Annotated in this window: 16 protein-coding genes; 6 read left to right on the top strand and 10 right to left on the bottom strand. The window is 67.9% G+C overall.

Translation table 11 applies throughout. The features are described from left to right. Positions 1-16: 16 nt before the first annotated feature. The 4 genes from L0B03_RS01130 to L0B03_RS01115 all read right to left on the bottom strand — a co-directional run bounded on the left by L0B03_RS01130 (position 17) and on the right by L0B03_RS01115 (position 5553). Positions 17-910 carry a carbohydrate ABC transporter permease gene (locus L0B03_RS01130; RefSeq protein ID WP_250442965.1) on the bottom strand — a complete coding sequence of 298 codons (894 nt, stop codon included), beginning with the start codon at positions 908-910 and terminating at the stop codon, positions 17-19. Beyond that, positions 907-1866: a carbohydrate ABC transporter permease gene (locus tag L0B03_RS01125; RefSeq protein ID WP_250442963.1), complete on the bottom strand. Its 960-nt coding sequence runs from the start codon at positions 1864-1866 to the stop codon at positions 907-909. The genes L0B03_RS01130 and L0B03_RS01125 overlap by 4 nt, the downstream gene beginning before the upstream one ends. A gap of 78 nt (positions 1867-1944) precedes the next feature. Further along, positions 1945-3282 (bottom strand): ABC transporter substrate-binding protein, encoded by a 1338-nt coding sequence (locus L0B03_RS01120; protein WP_250442961.1) that lies wholly within the window; start codon positions 3280-3282, stop codon positions 1945-1947. A 78-nt stretch (positions 3283-3360) separates the two neighbouring features. After that, positions 3361-5553 carry a glycoside hydrolase family 36 protein gene (locus L0B03_RS01115; RefSeq protein ID WP_250442960.1) on the bottom strand — a complete coding sequence of 731 codons (2193 nt, stop codon included), beginning with the start codon at positions 5551-5553 and terminating at the stop codon, positions 3361-3363. Positions 5554-5957: 404 nt separating this feature from the next. Between L0B03_RS01115 and L0B03_RS01110 the strand changes: the two genes are divergently transcribed. Further along, positions 5958-6497: a hypothetical protein gene (locus tag L0B03_RS01110; protein WP_250442957.1), complete on the top strand. Its 540-nt coding sequence runs from the start codon at positions 5958-5960 to the stop codon at positions 6495-6497. A 6-nt stretch (positions 6498-6503) separates the two neighbouring features. Further along, entirely contained in the window at positions 6504-6923 is a 420-nt protein-coding gene (locus L0B03_RS01105; protein ID WP_250442954.1) for an HNH endonuclease, read from the top strand. A 362-nt stretch (positions 6924-7285) separates the two neighbouring features. Here the strand turns inward: L0B03_RS01105 and L0B03_RS01100 are convergent, their stop codons facing one another. Genes L0B03_RS01100 through L0B03_RS01085 form a run of 4 tightly spaced genes read right to left on the bottom strand, consistent with a single transcriptional unit; the run spans position 7286 to position 12167 of the window. Continuing rightward, positions 7286-8155: a hypothetical protein gene (locus tag L0B03_RS01100; RefSeq protein ID WP_250442950.1), complete on the bottom strand. Its 870-nt coding sequence runs from the start codon at positions 8153-8155 to the stop codon at positions 7286-7288. Beyond that, positions 8152-9288 (bottom strand): hypothetical protein, encoded by a 1137-nt coding sequence (locus tag L0B03_RS01095; RefSeq protein WP_250442947.1) that lies wholly within the window; start codon positions 9286-9288, stop codon positions 8152-8154. Before L0B03_RS01095 ends, L0B03_RS01100 begins: the two co-directional genes overlap by 4 nt. Next, positions 9285-11369 (bottom strand): Z1 domain-containing protein, encoded by a 2085-nt coding sequence (locus L0B03_RS01090; RefSeq protein ID WP_250442944.1) that lies wholly within the window; start codon positions 11367-11369, stop codon positions 9285-9287. The genes L0B03_RS01095 and L0B03_RS01090 overlap by 4 nt, the downstream gene beginning before the upstream one ends. 3 nt (positions 11370-11372) lie before the next feature. Further along, a complete protein-coding gene (locus L0B03_RS01085) occupies positions 11373-12167 on the bottom strand; it encodes a sigma factor-like helix-turn-helix DNA-binding protein (RefSeq protein ID WP_250442941.1) in 795 nt (264 codons plus the stop codon). Here L0B03_RS01085 and L0B03_RS01080 point away from each other — a divergent pair. After that, complete coding sequence (locus tag L0B03_RS01080) at positions 12154-12792, top strand: very short patch repair endonuclease (RefSeq protein ID WP_308199970.1); 639 nt, start codon at positions 12154-12156, stop codon at positions 12790-12792. The two genes, L0B03_RS01085 and L0B03_RS01080, sit on opposite strands and share 14 nt — an antisense overlap. On the opposite strand, the gene dcm is transcribed toward L0B03_RS01080, so the two are convergent. Together dcm and L0B03_RS01070 are read right to left on the bottom strand one after the other, a co-directional pair. After that, entirely contained in the window at positions 12754-14142 is a 1389-nt protein-coding gene (dcm, locus tag L0B03_RS01075; RefSeq protein ID WP_250442939.1) for a DNA (cytosine-5-)-methyltransferase, read from the bottom strand. The two genes, L0B03_RS01080 and dcm, sit on opposite strands and share 39 nt — an antisense overlap. 340 nt (positions 14143-14482) lie before the next feature. Next, positions 14483-16321 carry a DUF2075 domain-containing protein gene (locus L0B03_RS01070; protein ID WP_250442937.1) on the bottom strand — a complete coding sequence of 613 codons (1839 nt, stop codon included), beginning with the start codon at positions 16319-16321 and terminating at the stop codon, positions 14483-14485. A gap of 217 nt (positions 16322-16538) precedes the next feature. Between L0B03_RS01070 and L0B03_RS01065 the strand changes: the two genes are divergently transcribed. The 3 genes from L0B03_RS01065 (at position 16539) to L0B03_RS01055 (ending at position 18356) form a co-directional block, all read left to right on the top strand. Continuing rightward, entirely contained in the window at positions 16539-16913 is a 375-nt protein-coding gene (locus L0B03_RS01065; protein WP_250442934.1) for a nucleotide pyrophosphohydrolase, read from the top strand. 42 nt (positions 16914-16955) lie between these two features. Beyond that, positions 16956-18047 (top strand): hypothetical protein, encoded by a 1092-nt coding sequence (locus L0B03_RS01060; protein ID WP_250442932.1) that lies wholly within the window; start codon positions 16956-16958, stop codon positions 18045-18047. Between the two features lie 66 nt (positions 18048-18113). Further along, a complete protein-coding gene (locus L0B03_RS01055) occupies positions 18114-18356 on the top strand; it encodes a hypothetical protein (protein WP_250442929.1) in 243 nt (80 codons plus the stop codon). Positions 18357-18459 lie beyond the last annotated feature (103 nt).

The raw sequence follows: 18459 nt of genomic DNA, 5'->3' as shown, positions 1-18459 counted from the left end.
CGCTCCCCCCGTCACGTCACTTCACCGCACCGCTGGTCACCCCGGAGATGATCCGACGCTGCGCGAACATGAAGACCAGCAGCAGCGGCAGGCTCATCAGCACCACGTAGGCGAAGATCAGGTGCCAGTTGTTGAGGTAGAGCCCCGCGCTGGCCACCTGGAAGAGGTTGAGCGGCAGGGTGTCGATGCGCCCGCCGATGACGAAGAACGCGTAGAAGACGTCGTTCCACACGTACAGGCAGATGAGGATCGTCGCGGTCGAGAGCACCGGCGCGAGCAGGGGCAGGATGATGCGCCCGAAGATCTTGATCGGCCGCGCGCCGTCCACCCGGGCGGCCTCCTCGAGCTCGACCGAGATGGTCCGGATGAACCCGGTGACGAAGAAGATCACCGTCGACATGTACATGCCCACGTAGACGGCGATCATCCCGATCGCGGTGCCGGCCAGGCCGATCTGGCGCAGCAGCAGCACCACGGTGACGACCGCGGGGGGCAGCACGATGCCGCTGATGGCCAGGGAGTACAGGATCGCGTTGCCGCGGGTCGCGCGCCGGGCCAGCACCCACGCGGCCAAGGACCCGAGCAGCAGCACCACGAAGACGGCCGGGAGCATGATGAACAGGCTGCCGAAGAAGGCCGGGGTGATCCGCCCGTCGGTGAAGACCTGGCTGTAGTTCTCCCAGATCTGCCACTCCGAGGGCAGGGTCAGGCTCGGGTTGAGGGCCTCGCCCTGCGGCTTGGCCGAGGTGATCAGCACCATCCACAGCGGGATGCCGATGAGCAGCAGCACCGAGAGCAGCGCGACGGCGGGCTGGAGGGCCGACCAGATGCCGTGCCGCCCCCCGGCCTTGGTCCGCTGCCGGGTGCCGCGACCCGTCGTCGTCGGACTGGTTGCTGCCTGGGTGCTCACAGGACCTCCTCGCGCTTGCGCAGGGTCCGCACCACGGGGAAGGCCAGCAGGGCCACGGCGACGAACAGCACGAGGCTCATGGTGGTGGCCTGGGCGAAGAGACCCTGGCCGAAGGTGCGGTAGATGAAGATGTTGAGCAGCTCGGTGCTGCCGGCCGGGCCACCACCGGTGGTCGCCTGGACGATGTCGAACCCGTTCATCGAGCCCAGCAGCGCCGTGGCCACGTTGAAGGTCACGGCGGGGGCGAGCAGCGGGAACCGGATGGTGCGGAAGGTCTGCCACGCCGAGGCGCCGTCGAGCCGTGCGGCCTCCAGGACGTCCTCGTTGATGGTCTTGAGGCCTGCCAGGTAGATGAGCATCGACAGGCCCATCCACTTCCAGGCATGGATGAGGGCGACGACGACGATCGTCCACGTGGTGCTGCCGAGCCAGGCGGTCGTGACGGGCTCGGCGGTGAAGAGGCTGAGCAGCTGGTTGAGGGCCCCGGCGGGCTTGAGCAGGGCCTGGAAGATGTAACCGACGGCCAGCGCGCTCATCACCACGGGGATGAAGAACATCACGCGGGAGAAGCGGTTGATGCGGGTGTCGCGCTCCAGCAGCAGCGCCAGTCCCAGGCCGAAGAGGTTCTGGAAGATCGCCACGAGCACCGCGTAGACGAGGGTGACGCGCAGCGAGGTCAGCAGGGTGCCGCTGCTGAGCAGGCTCTCGAAGTTCGCCAGGCCCACGGGGTTGATCTCGGCCTTGAAGCTCGACCAGTCGGTGAAGGCGTAGACGAAGTTGTAGATCGTCGGGGTGAAGAAGAAGATCCCCATCACCACGAAGGCCGGGATCAGGAAGGTGCGCGGGTGGGTCTGCCGGTTGCCCACGGTTCCGGGCCGACGACGGCGCCGCCATGGCTTCCCACGTCGCCCGGCGGCGGTGCCGGGGTCGCGCCATGCTGCGGTGTCGACTGCCACGATCTGGCCCTCTCGAGAGTCGGTGCGTGGTGCCGGGGACGTGGGGGCGTCCCCGGCACCACGCGGGTCAGTGCAGCGTCAGAACCCGTCGACGCCCTGCGCCTGGGCGAGCTGGGCGAAGTGGTCCTGCGTCGCCGTGGCCACGTCCTCGGGGGTCATCTGCCCGCCCTGGATCATGTCGCTGACGTACAGGTACAGGTCCGGGTTGGCCACGGCCTCGGACTGCATCGAGCCGACCGAGTCACCGAGGGAGGCGTGCACGTCCTGCAGCACCTGCGGCACGCCGTCGGGCGTGGGCACGTCGCCCTTGAGGGAGACGGTCTGCTGGTCGGCGATGAAGTCGCCGTAGTTCGGGCCCATGAGGAAGGCCATGAACTGACGCGCTGCGGCCTCCTGGGCCTCGTCCCCCGTGGCGAAGGCCGCGAGGGCGTTCGCCTGGTCGGGGATGGAGGTGCCGACGTTGCCCGAGGGCGAGATGGGGAAGAACCCGATGGTCTCGTCCACGGTCTCGGCGTCGGCCTTGGCGACGAGCTGGCCGTAGAGGGCGTTGATCTGCACGGCCATCGCCGCGTCACCGGCGAGCAGGGCGTCGCCCTGCTCCTCGAAGGTGGCGGTGGCGATGTCCTCGTTGAACAGGCCCTCGTCGATCAGGTCCTTGTAGGTCTGGATCGCGGTGAGCCCGGCCTCGTCGGTGAACTGCTCCTCACCGGTGTTGATCCGGTCCCACAGGCCGTCGGCCGCGGCGTCGGCGAGCAGCACCTGCACCCACCACTGGGTGCCCCAGCGGTCACCGGCCATCTCGAAGAAGGGCGTGGTGCCCTGCTCGTCGAGGTCGCGGGCGATCTCGACCATCTCGTCGAAGTCACCGGGGGTCTCGGTGATCCCGGCCTCCTCGAAGACGTCCTTGTTGTAGTAGACGCCCATGACGGCGGGGCTGGTGATCAGCGCCGCGTACCGGGTGTCGTCCAGGATGCCGGTGAGGTCCTGCAGCTCGGGGTCCATCTCCTCGATCCACGGGGCGCCGTCGAGGGGCTGCAGGTTGGTGCTCGCGTTGATCGCGGTGAGCATCGAGGAGGTCGGCTGCCAGAAGGCGAGGTCGGGCAGGTCGCCGGTGGCCACGCGGGTCTGGACGCCCTGCTCGTACGGGTCGGGGATGGTGACGACCTCGACGGTCGCTCCGGTGGCCTCCTCGAAGGCCGCGATGGGCTGGTCGGCCAGGGTGGCCGAGCTCTGCGCCGCCCACAGGCTCAGGGTCACACCCGAGAGGTCGGCCGTGGGGTCGGGCCACTGCTCGTCGGTGGTGGCGCCGTCGTCGGTCCCGGCGGCGGGCTCGTCCCCGGTCCCGGGGTCGCTGCATCCTGCGACGAGCATGCCTACGGCGGCTGTTGCCGCGATTCCTTGCCACAGCTTCTTCATCGAAGTGCTCCTTGCTCCTGGGGGGGCAACGCCGGTCAGCGTTGCAGGTCACGCTCGGCCCGGGGGCCGTGGTCGGGGTCAGGTCGGGTGGTGCAGCCGGATGACGCGGGCCGACGGCGCTGCGGTGGTGGTCGCCACGCGGAGGGCGCCGGGGGTCCACTCGAGGGTCCAGCCGCCCGGGTCGGTGCTCGGTCCCGGGAAGATCTGCTCGACGGTGACATCGGGGGTGGGGGCGTCGGTGCCAGCGAGCTCGGGCAAGGACAGGTCGATCTGCTCGGCCTCCGTGCCCCGGTGCCAGACCGTCAGGTAGGTGGCGTCCGCGGTGCGCATGCCCATCGCGACCCAGCGGTCGTCCCACTGGGGCAGGCCCAGCGGCCACACCGGCACCGCTCGGGCGAGGTCCTCGCGGATGGAGCGGTGCACGGTGAGGGCCTCACTGACCACGGCGAGCTGCTCGGGGCTCATGGTGTCGAGGTGGCCGGCCAGGTAGAGGCGGCCGAGCATCCCGGTGCACAGCGTGAACACGGCCTGCTCGGGGGTCATGTCCGGCTGGGGGTAGGCCCAGTTGGCGGCCTGCTCGGGGACCATCGACAGCGGTGCGGCTGCGGCGATCGGCGGGTAGAGCAGCAGGTTCTGCTGGTCGGAGGTCGACTGCAGGTGCAGGCGGCTGAGCAGCGAGTAGTCGGCGCGCTGGGCCCCCGAGGCGCAGTTCTCGATGAGCAGCTGCGGGTGGCGGGCGAGCACGCCGTCGAGCCAGTCGAGGTGGGCGCGGTTGTGGTCGAGGAGCCCGACGCCGGGGCTCGGCGCGTCGTGGTCGGTGCCCTGACCGGGGGTGATGTTGTAGTCGAGCTTGAAGTAGCCGAGGCCGAAGTCGGCCACCAGGCGGTCCACGACCTCGTCGAGGTGGGCGCGGGCCGCGGGGTGGCGCAGGTCCAGGTGGTAGCGCTGCTGCTCGACCACGCGGGTGCCGTGCCGCTGCAGGAAGGCCTCGTCGGGCAGCGAGTCGGCCAGGAGGCTGCGGACGCCGATCACCTCGGGCTCGAGCCACAGCCCGGGCACCATCCCGGCGGCGCGGATGTGGTCGATCACGCGGCCCAGGCCGCCGTCGGGGAACCGGCCGGTCGAGGGCTGCCACTGGCCGACGCTGTCCCACCAGTCGCCGCCGTCGTCGTACCAGCCGGCGTCGATGCAGAAGTACTCGGCCCCGGCCGCCGCGGCGGCGTCGATCAGGGGGAGGAGCTTGGCGGTGGTGGGGTCACCCATGAGGGTGTTCATGTAGTCGTTGAAGATCACCGGCAGGTCGGTGTCGATGGGGCGGGCGCGCTCGGTGCGCAGGGCACGGCGGTGCGCGGTGAGGACTCCGACGGCGCGCTCCCAGCCGCCGGCGGCCACGCACACCGAGACCGGGATGCTGCGGAAGGTCTCGCCCGGGGCGAGGGGCAGCACCCACTGGTGCTGGATGTCGGTGGGGCCCAGCAACCCGAGGACGAGCTCGCCGTGCAGGCGCTCCCCCAGCTCGGCGTGCCAGGCGCCGTTGTGCTCGACCTGCCACGCCCACGCGGTACCGGTCGCGCGGTTCTCGACGACGCCGCAGGGCATCCGCTCCCCGGAGGACCAGGTGCCCTGGCTGGTGATGGCGATGCGGCTGCGGGCGTCCTGCGCCTGGTGGGCGGCGAGGTCGAGCTCGACGAGGCCGCCCTGGGAGCGCAGCGGGGTGCGGGCGAAGCGGTTCTCGCCGAGCCACTCCGACCAGCCGCTGATCACGTCGACGTCGGTGATGGCCTCGGGGCCGTCCGCGGTGGTGAAGGCCGCGGTGAAGGAGGAGACGGCCTGGAGGGTGATCGGGGAGGCGCCGTCGTTGCGGACCTCGGTCCAGGACTGGACGCCGGCGACGCCCGCGGCGGAGCGCAGGGTCGAGGTGACGACGAGGCCCGTCTCGGGGTCGTGCTGCTCGACCGTGAGGACGCTCCAGGGGCCGTCGACGGTCTCGGTGTGGTGCGCGTAGCGCAGGCGGGTACCGACGGCGGAGGCCGTGTAGCGGAGGTTGTGGCTGTGGTGGCCGTGCCCGACGGCGAAGACCTCGACAAGCGGCTGCACCGGCGCGGGGAGGGCCTCGGGCTGCTGGGCGGGCTCACCGAACCAGAGGACTCGCACCGGCCCGTCAGCGTCCACGGAGAGCACGACGGAGAGCACGACGGCGAGCGCGTCGTCGCCCCAGCGCACGGTCCGGCCAAGGTCGCCGGCCGGGCGGGTGGTGAGCGTGTCGGTCATCGCTGACGGACTCCTTCGTCGTCGAGGGGTGCGGTGCTGAGGTCCATGAAAACGTTGATCAGGGCTGGGTGCAAGGCTGGGGGGTCACTGTTTGATAACGCTTTCATACGCTCGGCGAAGGCTCCCGCGCGCCGTGAGGCACGGGGCGCGGAGCTCAGCCACGCCTGGCGACGGGATCCTGGTGGTCAGGCCGGTCTGCGCGGCACTGTGGCGACCGCTGTCAGTGAGCGGCGCCCCAGGCGGCGATGCGGCGGTTGCGAGCGTCGATGAACTCGATACCCAGGCGCCGATCATCAGCGGACGTAGCGAGGTCGCTAACGTGGGTGCTCGGTCGAGAGGTGTACAAATGTGGCCCGGCGAGCGAAACCGCGTCAGACTTGAAGCAGCACAAAGAGGGGAGTCCGATGACGCGCAGTGTATCTGACTACCTTGACCTGACAGTTGACGACGCTCAGCGGCAGTTGCTGAGCATTCAACGCCGGCGGATGCCCGCGCCAGGTGTTCGTCAGGTCGACTTTGTGCCCGTTGAGACCCTACTCTGCCTTGCCGGAATGCTATTGGTCGAGGGAAGCCGCTTCGGCGGCAGTTCGGCGCATCGCGCACCGCGCCCGGTCCCCGAGTTGGCGCGCCTCTTCCGCCGTCCGCCGTCCAGCATTACGTCAAAGATGGCCAACCTCGAGGGCGTCCGCCCCAGAGGAGCGAAGTCCGACCATATCGTGTGGATTACACTCCACTCCGATACCGCGCGCCTTAGCGAGATCTACCGTTCGATCCTCGCAGCGGCACGCGACGTCGGGCTCGGCCCCGATGTCCTGCCGGACTTTCTGGGAATCGAGGAAAGCGGGAATGTCGCCACCCTCGGTCAAGACGAGATGAACGGCTCGCTACTCGAGCAATTGCTGAGAGAGGCCCTCTCCACCAAAACTGATCACCCCTCGACCTAGCGGGAGGTGATCACCAAGGCGCGCATCGGCCAGCATCGCTTCGCGCGCGGCGTGCTCGACAACTGTGGCTGGTCCTGCCTGTTCTGCGGCTTCACGCTCGGCACCGAGGTAACGGGGCATCTCTTGCGCGCGAGCCACATCAAGCCGTGGCGAGACAGCGCCTGGAAAGAGCGCACCGACCCCAGGAACGGGATCGCTGCATGTCCGACACACGACGCCGCGTTTGACGCCGGGTTGATTGGCTTGGGCCTCGATCAACGCATCGTCGTCTCCGGACGCCTTCGCCGTGCAGCCGCCACCAATCACGCCGTATGGACCGCCTTCAGTCCACCGGTGCTCAGAGAACGACTGTCAGAGAGTGCGCTAGCGGCACCGCTCGGTATGGACTACACCCACTGGCACCGCACTGTGGTTTTCACCGATTAACGGTGCCCACGACAACCCTCCGAGGAATGCCAGCATATGAACGCGGCTCCGCCGCCGCGACTTCGCCGCTTGCGCCGCTTACCGGCCGACGAACAGTCGCACCGCGTCCCGGACCGCCACGATCCCATTGAGAGTCACCGTCCCCCCACGAGACTCGTAGTCCGGATTCCACGAATACCCTGCCGCCTCAACAATTCCCCTCGCCATTTCTGGCTTAGTGAGGCGCACGGAAAGGCCAAGTCCGAGGACCTCGTTGACTAGATCGAAGATCTCGCGGGGCTCCGTGGACCCCGTCGACATCTTGGGCGGCGGGTGGTTCAAAGCCGTGGCGATTTCGACGACTACGTCCCCCTTGGAAGCTCTCACAACCCCTCGACCCCCCTCATGGTCCCACGCAACCTCTCTACGGTCTGGACGCACCAGCCCGCGGTGGCACCGGTCATTGGGCCGACCGGGGCGAGGCCGGTGAGGCGCAATCGTTCCAGCACCATGCCTTTCAGGGCGAGTTCGTCCCACACCGTCCCCTGGCGGATGGTCTTGGGAGTCGCAAGCGCGATCACCGGCTCGAGGTCCATGGAGAGCCACGACGCCCACAACCGGATGTCGACATCTGAGGCCTTCGCCACGAGGTTCTCCTGGAGCGTGCACTGAACGAGCGCAATCGGGAACCCGGGGCGGCCGTCAGGAAACGGGCGCCATGCCACGACGTCCACCCCACCATCCTTGCGGCGGGGCTGCCGGTAGCCGGCGCCGACGGCGATACCCATCTTCTGGGCGAGCCACGGGACGGCTTCGTCGAAGGACGGTGGCCTGCCTGCCTCGGACGGCCAGCCGAAGCGAACTGCGCGTCCAGATTCACCCCACAGGTGCTGCACAGACACCTCGGTCAACCTCTCGAACGCGACTACCATCTCCTCCGTGGGTGACGCCCAGAGGTGGTGGCGGACGGGTCCACCGGGTGCCAGCAGCAGCAGGCCGCTGTACGGGTAGTCCACTGCATTAGCCTTCCCCCTAACGGCCACGTCGCCATGCACCATGAAGGGATAAGCCTCCCCGAGCACCTGTGCACGCTTGGTCATCTGCGCAACGGCGAGGCTCACCTGTGCTGCCCCTGCCTCGAGCACCTCGTCGGCATAGCCATAGAGAGCGTCGAAGCCCAGAGCACGGCCCCGACGGACGAGAAGCGCACACTCGATCCAGTCGGCAAGAAACTCTCGGTCAAGTCCTGTCATGGGAGGATAGAGCCGTCGCCGACCTCGTCGAGGGTCGACCTCATGGACTCGATGACCGCTTCGACGTCCGCCACGACAGCCAGCACCTGGTCGTCCTGGGCATAGTCCGCGAGGTCATCGCTCGCAGCCAGGAGAGCGTTCTTGCCCGTGCTCAGTCGCTGGAGCAGCCGGTCACGCGGATCCAACCCCGCAGCGGTTACCTTCTGTTTGGCTTCCTCGAGGCTTAGGCCCGCCCGGAGCGATGCGAGCCCCACATCGCTCGCCACCATGTTCCCGAGCAAGCTCGTCTGCCGCGAATCGGTGATCTTGGCCTCGTGCTCCTCATCACCGAAGACCCACGATATCGTCTCCTTTAGTTCCTCGAGTCGGTCCTCAGGAATCGGGTCGGCGCCAACCTCCAGGCGCGAACCGAGAGGCGCACCGACGTGGTCCCTCAGCTTGGTATTGCTCATTGCGACGGTGAGCACCGAGAACGCCTTCTCAACCTCGCCAGTATTGAGCCCGAAACGCTGCGCCTGACACACGATCGCCTGGTCTCGGTACAGGTCTGCCGCCTTGCTCTTGGTGATTCCGATCAGGTCCGCCACCTGCGCGATGGTGCGGCCTTCAGCCACCCGGGCTGCGATGAATCGCGCCTGCATGTACGGCCGCCACGGCAATTTGCCAACCACGTGCGCCCGGGAGACCTCGACGTGCGTCGCCCCGCGGTCCTTATGGACGACGATCGGGATCACGGTGCTCGTAGACAGACTTGCGCGCGCGGCGACGTCCTCCCACCGCCTGGGCTCGGTGAACTGCGCGCGGATCTCGGGGTAGGCGAGGCCGAGGAGAGCCGTAAGCCGGCGGTTACCCTCCACGACGACGTACTGTCCCTGCGAAGTGGCCCTGATCGCCAGGAGCGGTTCCGCCGAGAAATAACCGTTGTCCGCGATCGACTGCGCCACCGCGAAGGCGTCAAATCCCATCTCCAGGACGACAGCTAGTTCACCCTGATCACCGCCCCTCAATGACTCTGGGATGCGCGGGTTCTCGGCATCGAGCAGGAGCGAGCCGATCGACACCTCCGTGGCGCTCCCCGACCTCAAGGGCGCCGAGGTACTGATCCGGTCCGGGGCGTTCGATAGCTCAGTCACAGGGCATCGACCTTTCGTACGATCTTGCGGCTGCCCAGGTGGACGGCCAGCGTGAGGATCTCGGGCTCGGGCTCGTCGCGCCGGATGACCCGGTGGATCTGGACAACAACCTGGTCAGGGTCGGCCTCTATGCCCCCGATGGCGCGGTCGCCCGGATATGGCACCAGTGCTGGGGAGCCGACGTTGTCCCGGCCTTGGAAGAGGTTGACGAAACCTGTCGACGCTGCCCACTTGCGCTTGCGCGGGCCTCCGTCATCCTCCATGAGAATTACCGGGACTATGGCGTCCTGGTCAGGATGGCGCTCGAGGGCCTCGACGACGTCGAGATGCCGCCATGAGGGTCCGTACTCGTCCACCGACCATGGCTTTACCAACTCCTCGAGGACCTCGCGCAGCGGAAGGTTCCGCGTGCGAAACTGCAAACGACCGTAGTCGGCGTGACTCGCGTGCAGTACGCCGATGCCCTCGGCCAGCGACCGATTGTGCTGCAACGCGTCGTTTATAAGGCGCGGCAGCCGGACGCTGTGCCACCCCTCGCCCGAGGCCGAGAGCGCACGAACCACCGCCTCTCGGGTGGGCTTCATCCCGTGCGGGAGGAGAAGGCCCACCTCTCTCGCCCAGGAGTGGACCGTGCCTCCCGCATCGACGTGATCACGCAGCCGCGCCCGTAGGTCGTACTCGGTGAAGACGATGTCTCGCAGCGAACGCACGGTGCGCTTGCTCCCGAAGAACTGACAGTATGGCAACTGGTCCCTGCGGTACCCGAAGGCCCGGGCACGCTGCTCGAGCGTGTCAACTTGGGTGCTCGGGGGACGGTTCATGTACGTGACCGTGAGGCCCTCGACGGTGTAGCCGCGGTCCAATTTGTTTCCCCCGACAAGGATGTGCACCGGAGCGACGGTCCAGTCCACCCTGTTTAGCGCGCTGGTCGAGTTGACGAGCCACAGGGTCGCCTCGCGGAGGACCCAGCGAACCATCCGGAGGAATCGTACGTCGTCGATCTGCTCTGCGCCCCGCCGGACCAACTCGCCGCGCTCGTTCACCAACTCCTGAGGCAGGCCGCCCACGTCATCGGCCGCGTCCGCAACCGTGCGCCACTTGCGAAGCTGGCGCTCGATCAGGAAGTGGTACCGCGACTGCACGTCGTTCCGCTGAGTCGAGTGGACCAGCATGCTGACGGGCGCCCCGTCGGCGTTGTCCTCAAGCAGCAGCGACGCGCCGGAGACGAATGAGCCCAAAGCTGCCAGAAGACTCTTCGGCAGTTCGAGGGGCAGTTCTTTAGTCGCTTGCTCGTCGAGGAGGGGCACGTCTCTGATTACTTGGTCGGCGAAGTCAACGAAGAACTCTCGGCCCCCCGTGTACCCCTGGCCAGGCTCGAGGAACTCGACGAACTCAGGACTCAGGAGGTCGTCCGCGTCCAGCAGCAACGGCGCGTAGGGGGTTGCCGTGTATTGCACGTAGAGATGCCGAGGGACGCTGGCACGCAGGGCCTTGATCGCTTCGTACGTCTTGCTCTCGGACGTGCTGCTTGTGTTGAGGGACGCCTGGTCCGCCTCGTCGTCGACAAGCAGGACCGGGATAGTCGTTATCTCCGCAATGCGCGCGAGCGTCGAGGCAACGGCGTTGATCCTCCCAGCGTGCTTAAGGACAGGCACGAGGATGACCCGGTCCCGGTCGATCCAGTTCGCGAGCCGCTTCACCGCCGTCGCACCCGAGGGGTTCGGCTCGGTGACCCATCGATAGTCGTTCCGGGTACCGATCCCGAGGGAGGTCTCGAGTCGCGCACGGTTTTGCCCTAGCAGGAGGTTCGTGCCGCCAAGCAACGCGACCACAATGCGGTAGCCCTCGTCCGCGCCGGCGGCAATCAGCGCCGTGATCGACGTCGTCTTACCGGATTGGACGTAGCCGAGGGCGAGCCCGGTCGCCCCATCGCCCCCCTCGCCCAGCGGCCCCTTGGCGAGCAGGTCCTGGACCGAGCTCCAGATGCGAGCACGACTCTTCGGGTCCATGCGCTCCGACATCACGATGTCGAGGTAGCGGCCCTCAGCACCTAACATCGACAGATCATCCGTGGAATACACCTGTCACCTTTGCTCGTCGTCGCGTCCTTGTTCCAGCACGACAGCGCGCCGGATCTCTGCCCACTGCCCCAGCCGATTCCGAAGTGTTGGTGCTGAGGGCGCCTCAGGGCACGTTTCACGCTTCCACTGGTCGAACCCGCGAAAACTTGCCAAAGGGCCGGCATCAGCTACATAGCGCCGTACGTAGTGCCAGAGGTCGTCGTCCGTCCAAGAGGACTGGTAGTTGTCGCGGGGCGCTGCGCCAGCTTCAACGCCGGCAGAGGTGCACGCGTTGACCCAACCCCCGTAGACCTGGTGAATCCGGACGGCACTTGGTCCGTCGATGACGCCCCTGTCCACCAAGGTTTGGTACTTGCTGAACACCAGGGGGTACTCGTACGTTGCCGCCTCTTTTAGCGCCTTGACTACTTCCTCGTGTGACCACTTGCGCGCGACGCCACTCGCGGTGTGGAGGGCACCTCGGGCGGTCGATGTCGTGAGTCTCCGCGCTTCTCCGGGGGCAAGCGAGAAGGCCTGCTCGATCTCCTCGAACGTCTCGCACTCCCGGGCGAGGACCGCGCGCTCGATCGCCTTCGACAACTCTGTCTCGGCCTGCTGGCGCCTGCTCACCGAAGCCGCCCGCGCCTGCGCTTTCGTTGCGCCCCCGTGCTTGCTGACGATCTGGCGAACCCGTTCTCGCGTGAGGCCGACACACTGGGCGATCGTCTCGAGCGTCTCCCCGGCCGCCCGCATCGCGAGGATCGAGGCATCGCGATCGCTCGGGCCGCCTCCGGCCGTCTCCGCCATGCTCTCGATCAACCGCTCAGACCCTTCCTCGTCGTCCCGTCCAGCGGTGCACGCGCACCTAGCACCTCCATGGTCTTCGACCACCGGTCGCCAGAGCATTAGCACGCGGACGCACCAATCCAGGCAATCGTCTCTACCGGAGCATCCTGCCCCTCCCGCAAGCGAAGATGGCTCCATGACGAGCGTGTCGCCACAGTCCGTGCCCGCCCACCCTGGAGCCTCATCGGCAGCCGTCTCCCGACGCATGTCGAAGGCGCGGCGTCGCGACACGGCTCCTGAGGTCGCACTCCGGCGTCGTCTGCACGCGGCCGGGCTGCGCTACAGGGTCACGTTCCCGGTCCCCGGCCAGCGGAGACGCACGATCGATATCGCCTTCACCCGCGTCCGGGTCGCCGTATTCGTCGACGGTTGCTTCTGGCATGGGTGTACATCGCACGGGACGCAGCCGGCACAGAACTCCGCCTGGTGGCAACAGAAGATCGCGGCCAACAAGGCCCGGGACGCGGATACCGATCGGGTGCTGCAGTCCCTCGGCTGGGCCGTCGTGCGGGTGTGGGAGCACGAGTCCCCGGGAGCGGCCGCCGCGAGGGTAACGGGCCTAGTCACGACCGCTCGTCTGAGCCTTCGCGACCACTGACGCGAGTACGTCGTCGGGCGACTTGGGTGCGTCGATCAGAACGGACTGAACGATCCGGCGCCCGACTTCAGTCGTCTTCAGAATCGCCTCATCGCGACGAACGTGCTCCCGCAAGACATGCCAGACGGCACCCACGTTGACGCCGTTGCCGAGCTGCCGGTATGTCGCCGCCGGACTCTGGTCGCCGAAGGTGAAGTTGTCTGGCAGCCCCTGCATCCGGGCGGCCTCCCGCCAGGACAGCCGGCGCTTGCGCTCGCCCCCCACGATCGATGTCTGCGCGATGGCGACCAGAGCCGGCAGGTGCGTGGCGCGCTTCGCCCGGATCCCGGACGGCCGCATCTGCATCACGCACTCCCAGAGGGCCGAGGTGCCCTGCGCCTGCCACTCGAACTTGCGACGGGACGGCGGGAAGGCGCGCACGTCGTGCCGTTCGATCCAGTCGTCAAAGGCCTCTTGATGCTTGGTGTACAACTCTGAGTTCTTGCGCAGGAACGTGCGCTTCCAGGCCGGGGTCTCCTCCGGGATGCAGAGTGCGTCCGTCCGCACCCAGGCGTCCACCCATAGCGGAAACCCGGGAAGCGGGCTGACCCTCGTTCCGCTTCGTCTCGCTTCGTCTCTGTGCAGAGCCCACATGATGCGGACCCACTCGTCCCACGCGTCGATCCAGAGCCGCTCGGTCCGCGTGAGTGGCCGCTCATCCACGCATCCCACGGGCTCCAGGGGAAGGTCCGAAGCGAGATCCCACTCCTCAGGACCACGCAGGCTCCGGTTCTCGACGACCGGCACCGGCTCGACCCCGTCCATGAGCCCCGACGGGTCGTACGTGGCCGTGATGAACACTCGCTCGCGGACGTGCGGGCGCCCTCCCATCTCCAGCGGCAAGAGGTGTGGAGAGAAGACTGCTGGCTGGTCAGCGACCCGATAGCCCAGGGCCGTGAGGTTCTCGATGATCACCTGCCACTCGTGGAGGTGGCGAGGACCTGCGAGGTTCCTGACGTTCTCCAGGAGGATGATGGCCGGGCGACGAACCTCGATCACCTTCAGGATGTTCCAGAAGAGTGTGCCCCTGGTCTCATCCATGCCACGCTGCGCCCCAGACTTGCTAAACGGCTGGCAAGGGAACCCCGCGGCGAGCACGTCATGCTCCGGCACACGCATGACGTTGTCGTTCGCATCTTCGGTGAGGTCTCCCAATGGGTCGCGGCCCCAGTTGAGCTCGTACACCCTCGCCGCAGCCGGGTCCTTCTCAACGGAGTAGACACCTGCACCGCCAAAGGAGCGCAGCGCTGCTGCGAACCCTCCGATCCCGGCGAAGAGGTCGACGTAGCGGAAGGGCGGCTCGCTGGTCACCGGCCAAGCTTCGCAACTCACGCGACTCAGCGCAACTACCAGGGACGAGCGGCGTGTCGAACGTTCGTTCGACACGCCGCGTGGTGGCCGTCGATCCGGCGAGCGAGCAGGACGCCACAGGGGGAGCGCACTAGCCCGTCCGGTGGATAGGGACCTAGACCTAAGAGCCCCAGGTAGGGCGGCGATGGCACGACAGACCCCGGCGAGCGCGACTTGACGTGTGAAGGGGGCATGTCCACGAGTGCGCCTCGGAAGTCGGTCGATCCGCGGAACCAGAAGGACCCTGGCTGAGCGAGCGCCCCGGGCATCAGAGCCATCCTCGTGATGTCAGGCCCTGGGGCTACGAGCCGAGGACAGAACGCAGGTACACCCGCGTCTCCCCGTCCGTCGAGTACAGCAGCGTCCCCACCATCCCCCGCGTGAGGAGCACCTTGTACACGTGCCGCACCAGCCGGTCGAAGGTTTCGTCGTCGACCGTCTTGCGGCTCCGGAAGTCGGGGTCCTTGTTGAACTCGCGCTGGGCGACCCAGCGGTCGGTGCGCCAGACGAGGTCGTGGCCGAGGATCACGCCGTTCCAGTCATACTCGAAGCCCTGGGCTGTGTAGACGCAGCCCACCTGGCCGAAGCCTGCGGGGTCCGTGGCCCAGAGTGGTGACGGGGGTGCGCCGCCGACGGCACGGTCGCTCTTGAGGTTCCAGGGGCGGGACCAGTCGCCGATCTGCACGTCGGGGATGAGCGCGCCGTCCTTGGTGGGGTTGCTCCATGGCCAGCAGTAGCCGGCGGTCATGCGGGCGCCGTAGCCGCGGTCGCGGAGGGCGGAGAGGCGCTGCTCGAGCTCGGTGGGCGAGTCGACGACGTCGACCGAGAAGGACGGCTCGTCCCGCCACGGGATGGGGCCGTCGCCGCGAAGGCCGAGGAGCCGCAGCACCCAGTCGAGGTACGCCTCGCTGCCACCCGCCCGGTACTGGGCGTTGAGGTCGACGTGGCGACCGGTGAGGCCCCGCGCGGCGGCGTGGGCCTCGATCTCGGGGACGCTGCCCATCTCCCCCGGCCGCACCACCTGGTGCTGGTCCAGCAGGAAGACCGGCACGCGGGCGGTGTCGAGGAGCTCCTCGATCTGAGGCCGGGCCTTCTCGCGCAGCGTCTTGGGGGTGTAGCGGTTGACGGACTTCTCGCGCAGCCGGTGCGCCTCGTCGAGGATCAGCACCTCGAGGCTGTTCTTCTCCGCGTCCATGAAGCTGTTGAAGTACTTGAACAGGCTCTTCGTCTTGGTCGAGCCCTTGCCTGCGACCTGCCGCAGCGTCGTCGTGAAGGACTGCGACCCTGTCGCGTGGAGGACCGGACGCCCCTGCCGCGCGAGGGTTCCGAGCAGAGACAGCGCGATGACGCTCTTGCCGCTCCCTGGGCCGCCCGCCACCACCACAACGGTCTTGTGGTCCGCGCGTCGGGCCTCGTCGACGGCGGCCAGCACCAGCTCGTAGGCGACGCGCTGCTCGTCGAGCAGGACGAACTGCTTGCGGTCACGGATCTCGTCAGCGGCCACCGATAGGAGCTGCTTGGACGGCGCGATCGCGGAGGAGAGGAACAGATCGGCAGCCTCGACCCCGGACTCCGGGGCCAGACGCGAACGCAGGAAGTCGTGGAGGTCACCACGGCGCTGCCCGGTGAAGAGGCGGGCTTCCTGCGCGGCGGGCATGTCGCGGAGCTCCCCGATACCGAAGTCGGTTGCGTTGTGGAGGTACGCAGCGCCGACCATCGAGCCCGGCACATCGGCGAGCACAGTGACGAAGTCCCGCAGGTACTCCGCGTAGCCGGCGACCTGGGCGGAGGGGTGCAGGGACGGCCGGTACGGGGCGCCGTCGACCTCGACCAGGCTCTCGCTGCCCTGCCACCGGTGAGCCGTGCTCCACTGCTTGAGCTCCACCACCACGTAGGAGGGGGCGCCCGTCTTGGGATGCACCCCGGCCAGGACGACGTCAGCCCTCTTGCTGCTCAGCGGGAGACGGTGCTCGGGGATCACCTCGACGCCGCCGAGGCCCGCGTCGCGGAGGTCCTGGGCGAGCACGGGGAGGCTGTTGCGCCACGAGCGGCGCTCACCCGGCCCTGGTCGGCCCATCCCGTTGCTCACGAAGTGCTCGGCGAGCCGGCGTTCGACCTCGGAGGCGTCGCCGTCGCACATGATGGCGAGCGACTGACCGCTCCACCGAATTGGTTGCACCGACGTTCCCCTGGCAGCACGAAGGATCGTGCGGAGGGGGACATGTCCGGTGTGGCCGCTGGGCCACGTGGAAGTCCGTCGGTACCGCTTTCCCGGCGACCTTAGCGTGCGTGAGCGGGCCGATCGGGGAGGGCACGCGTCCGCTCTGCCGCCTGGGCCGCTGTGTCAGAGTGACGGCGTGGACCACGCGGACGACGCCCAGCCTGAGCCTCAGCTCGATGAGCTGACCCGGCTCATGCGCGAGTTCTCCGACGAGCGGGACTGGGGGCAGTTCCAGGACCCAAAGTCGTTAATCCTCGCGCTGGTGGGTGAGGTCGGGGAGCTGGCCGAGCTGTTCCAGTGGGTGCCCGCGGACCGCGCCGTCGACCAGTTCGCCGAGCCTGGGCGGCATGCGCGTGCTGGTGAGGAGATTGCTGACGTGCTGCTCTACCTATTGCGCCTGGCCGATGTTCTCGGGGTGGACGTCATGGAGGCTGCGCGGTCGAAGCAGGCGGCCGCGCGGGTGCGGTTCCCGACAGAGCAGTACCGGGCGTCAGCACCGTTCAAGGAGTAGTGCCACGCTCGATACTGATCATGAGGCAAGGAGGGGCATCACGTGCCCGTAGAGATGGGGATGTGGCGCATCGACGAGGGCGTCCCGAGGAGGCTCACCTCGGCCATGCTCCCTTCCGAGCGCACGCTAGAGGACTTCCTGGAGCAGGACCCAACCCTCCTGGGCCATCGCCTGCTGGTGATCGGGCGCCAGGTGCGGACACCCCACGGCAAGTACATCGACCTGATCGCGATCGACGACGAGGCGAACCTGCACGTCCTCGAGCTCAAGCGCGACCGCACTCCGCGCGACGTTGTCGCCCAGGTCCTCGACTACGGCTCGTGGGTCACGACGCTCGGCCGGGACGAGGTCATCGCCATGGCCAACGACCACCTCGGTTCCCGCGGACCGTTCGAGGTCGCCTTCGAGGGAGCGTTCCAGACCGCACCTCCGGACGAGCTCAACAGTGACCAACGTCTGACGGTCGTCGCCACGGGGCTGGACTCGAGCTCCGAGCGGATCATCGAGTACTTGGCCGGGTTCGGCGTGCCCATCAACGCCGTCTTCTTCTCCTTCATGCAGGACGAGGACCGCAGCTATCTCGCCCGGAGCTGGCTGATCTCCGGTGAGGATGCCGACAGCGCGCCGGGCCGACGGGTCAGCAAGAGAGCCGACTGGAACGGCAAGGACTGGTTCGTCTCGTTCGGCGACAGCCTCGGCCGCAGCTGGGCGGACGGCCTTCGCTACGGCTTTGTCTCCGCCGGCGGTGGACAGTGGTTCTCCAACACGCTCCGCGCCCTGCCGGTCGGCGCGCGGGTCTTCGTGCACGTTCCGAAAGCCGGCTACGTCGCGGTCGGAGAGACATTGCGGCCGGCGGAGCGCTTCGACGCCGCCGAGGTCTGGATCGACGGGACGTGGACCAAGCTCGCTGGTCTCCACCTGGAAGCCGCGTACAGGCACGTCGACGATCCGCGCGACGTGGACGACGAGAACGCTGAGTACGTGGTGCCCGTCCGGTGGATCCGGGCAGTGGGCATTGATGAGGCGTACTGGGAGAAGGGGATGTTCGCCAACCAGAACAGTGCCTGCAAGCTCCGGCAGCAATTCACGCTCGAGCGCTTGGCGGCGCACTTCGAACTGGATGGCGATGTGTAGGGCCGCGCATCCCGACGGCCTGGGCCGTCGCTGCTTCGCGCACTTCACGCTTCTTAGAGGCGACTGATGGCAGCACAGGCGTTCGGCCTGCTCGTGTCGGTGGACGAGGGCGCAGCCCGGTACGACGTCGGCGTGACCGAGGACGGCCCCGAGCGGGGCATCGTGATCATCCCCATGGCCGACCCCGAGGCCTGGCGGATGGAAGGGCGCGAGGACCGGCCGCACTTCGCCGCGACCATCGTCGGCCGCGCCCTGCACCTCCGGTCGACGACCGGCGAGTGGCCCGAGAACGCCTCTTACCAGTCCTGACGGCTGGCGCACGAGCTGGCCGACGTCGCCATGGGGCAGCCCGGCGGGGATCGGGCGCTACGCACACCGCAAGCTCGGCCGCGCCCCGCGCCCCGCGCCCCGC

This window comes from Actinotalea sp. C106 (assembly GCF_023630195.1).
Classification (GTDB): domain Bacteria; phylum Actinomycetota; class Actinomycetes; order Actinomycetales; family Cellulomonadaceae; genus Actinotalea.
This window is presented reverse-complemented; position numbering and strand designations above follow the sequence as displayed.

What these genes read in the sequence shown, in the direction of transcription:
- L0B03_RS01120 (WP_250442961.1), bottom strand. Translation starts at nt 3,282, where the DNA reads ATGAAGAAGCTGTGGCAAGGAATCGCGGCAACAGCCGCCGTAGGCATG.
- L0B03_RS01115 (WP_250442960.1), bottom strand. Translation starts at nt 5,553, where the DNA reads ATGACCGACACGCTCACCACCCGCCCGGCCGGCGACCTTGGCCGGACC.
- L0B03_RS01110 (WP_250442957.1), top strand. Translation starts at nt 5,958, where the DNA reads ATGACGCGCAGTGTATCTGACTACCTTGACCTGACAGTTGACGACGCT.
- L0B03_RS01100 (WP_250442950.1), bottom strand. Translation starts at nt 8,155, where the DNA reads ATGACAGGACTTGACCGAGAGTTTCTTGCCGACTGGATCGAGTGTGCG.
- L0B03_RS01080 (WP_308199970.1), top strand. Translation starts at nt 12,154, where the DNA reads ATGCTCTCGATCAACCGCTCAGACCCTTCCTCGTCGTCCCGTCCAGCG.
- L0B03_RS01070 (WP_250442937.1), bottom strand. Translation starts at nt 16,321, where the DNA reads ATGTGCGACGGCGACGCCTCCGAGGTCGAACGCCGGCTCGCCGAGCAC.
- L0B03_RS01055 (WP_250442929.1), top strand. Translation starts at nt 18,114, where the DNA reads ATGGCAGCACAGGCGTTCGGCCTGCTCGTGTCGGTGGACGAGGGCGCA.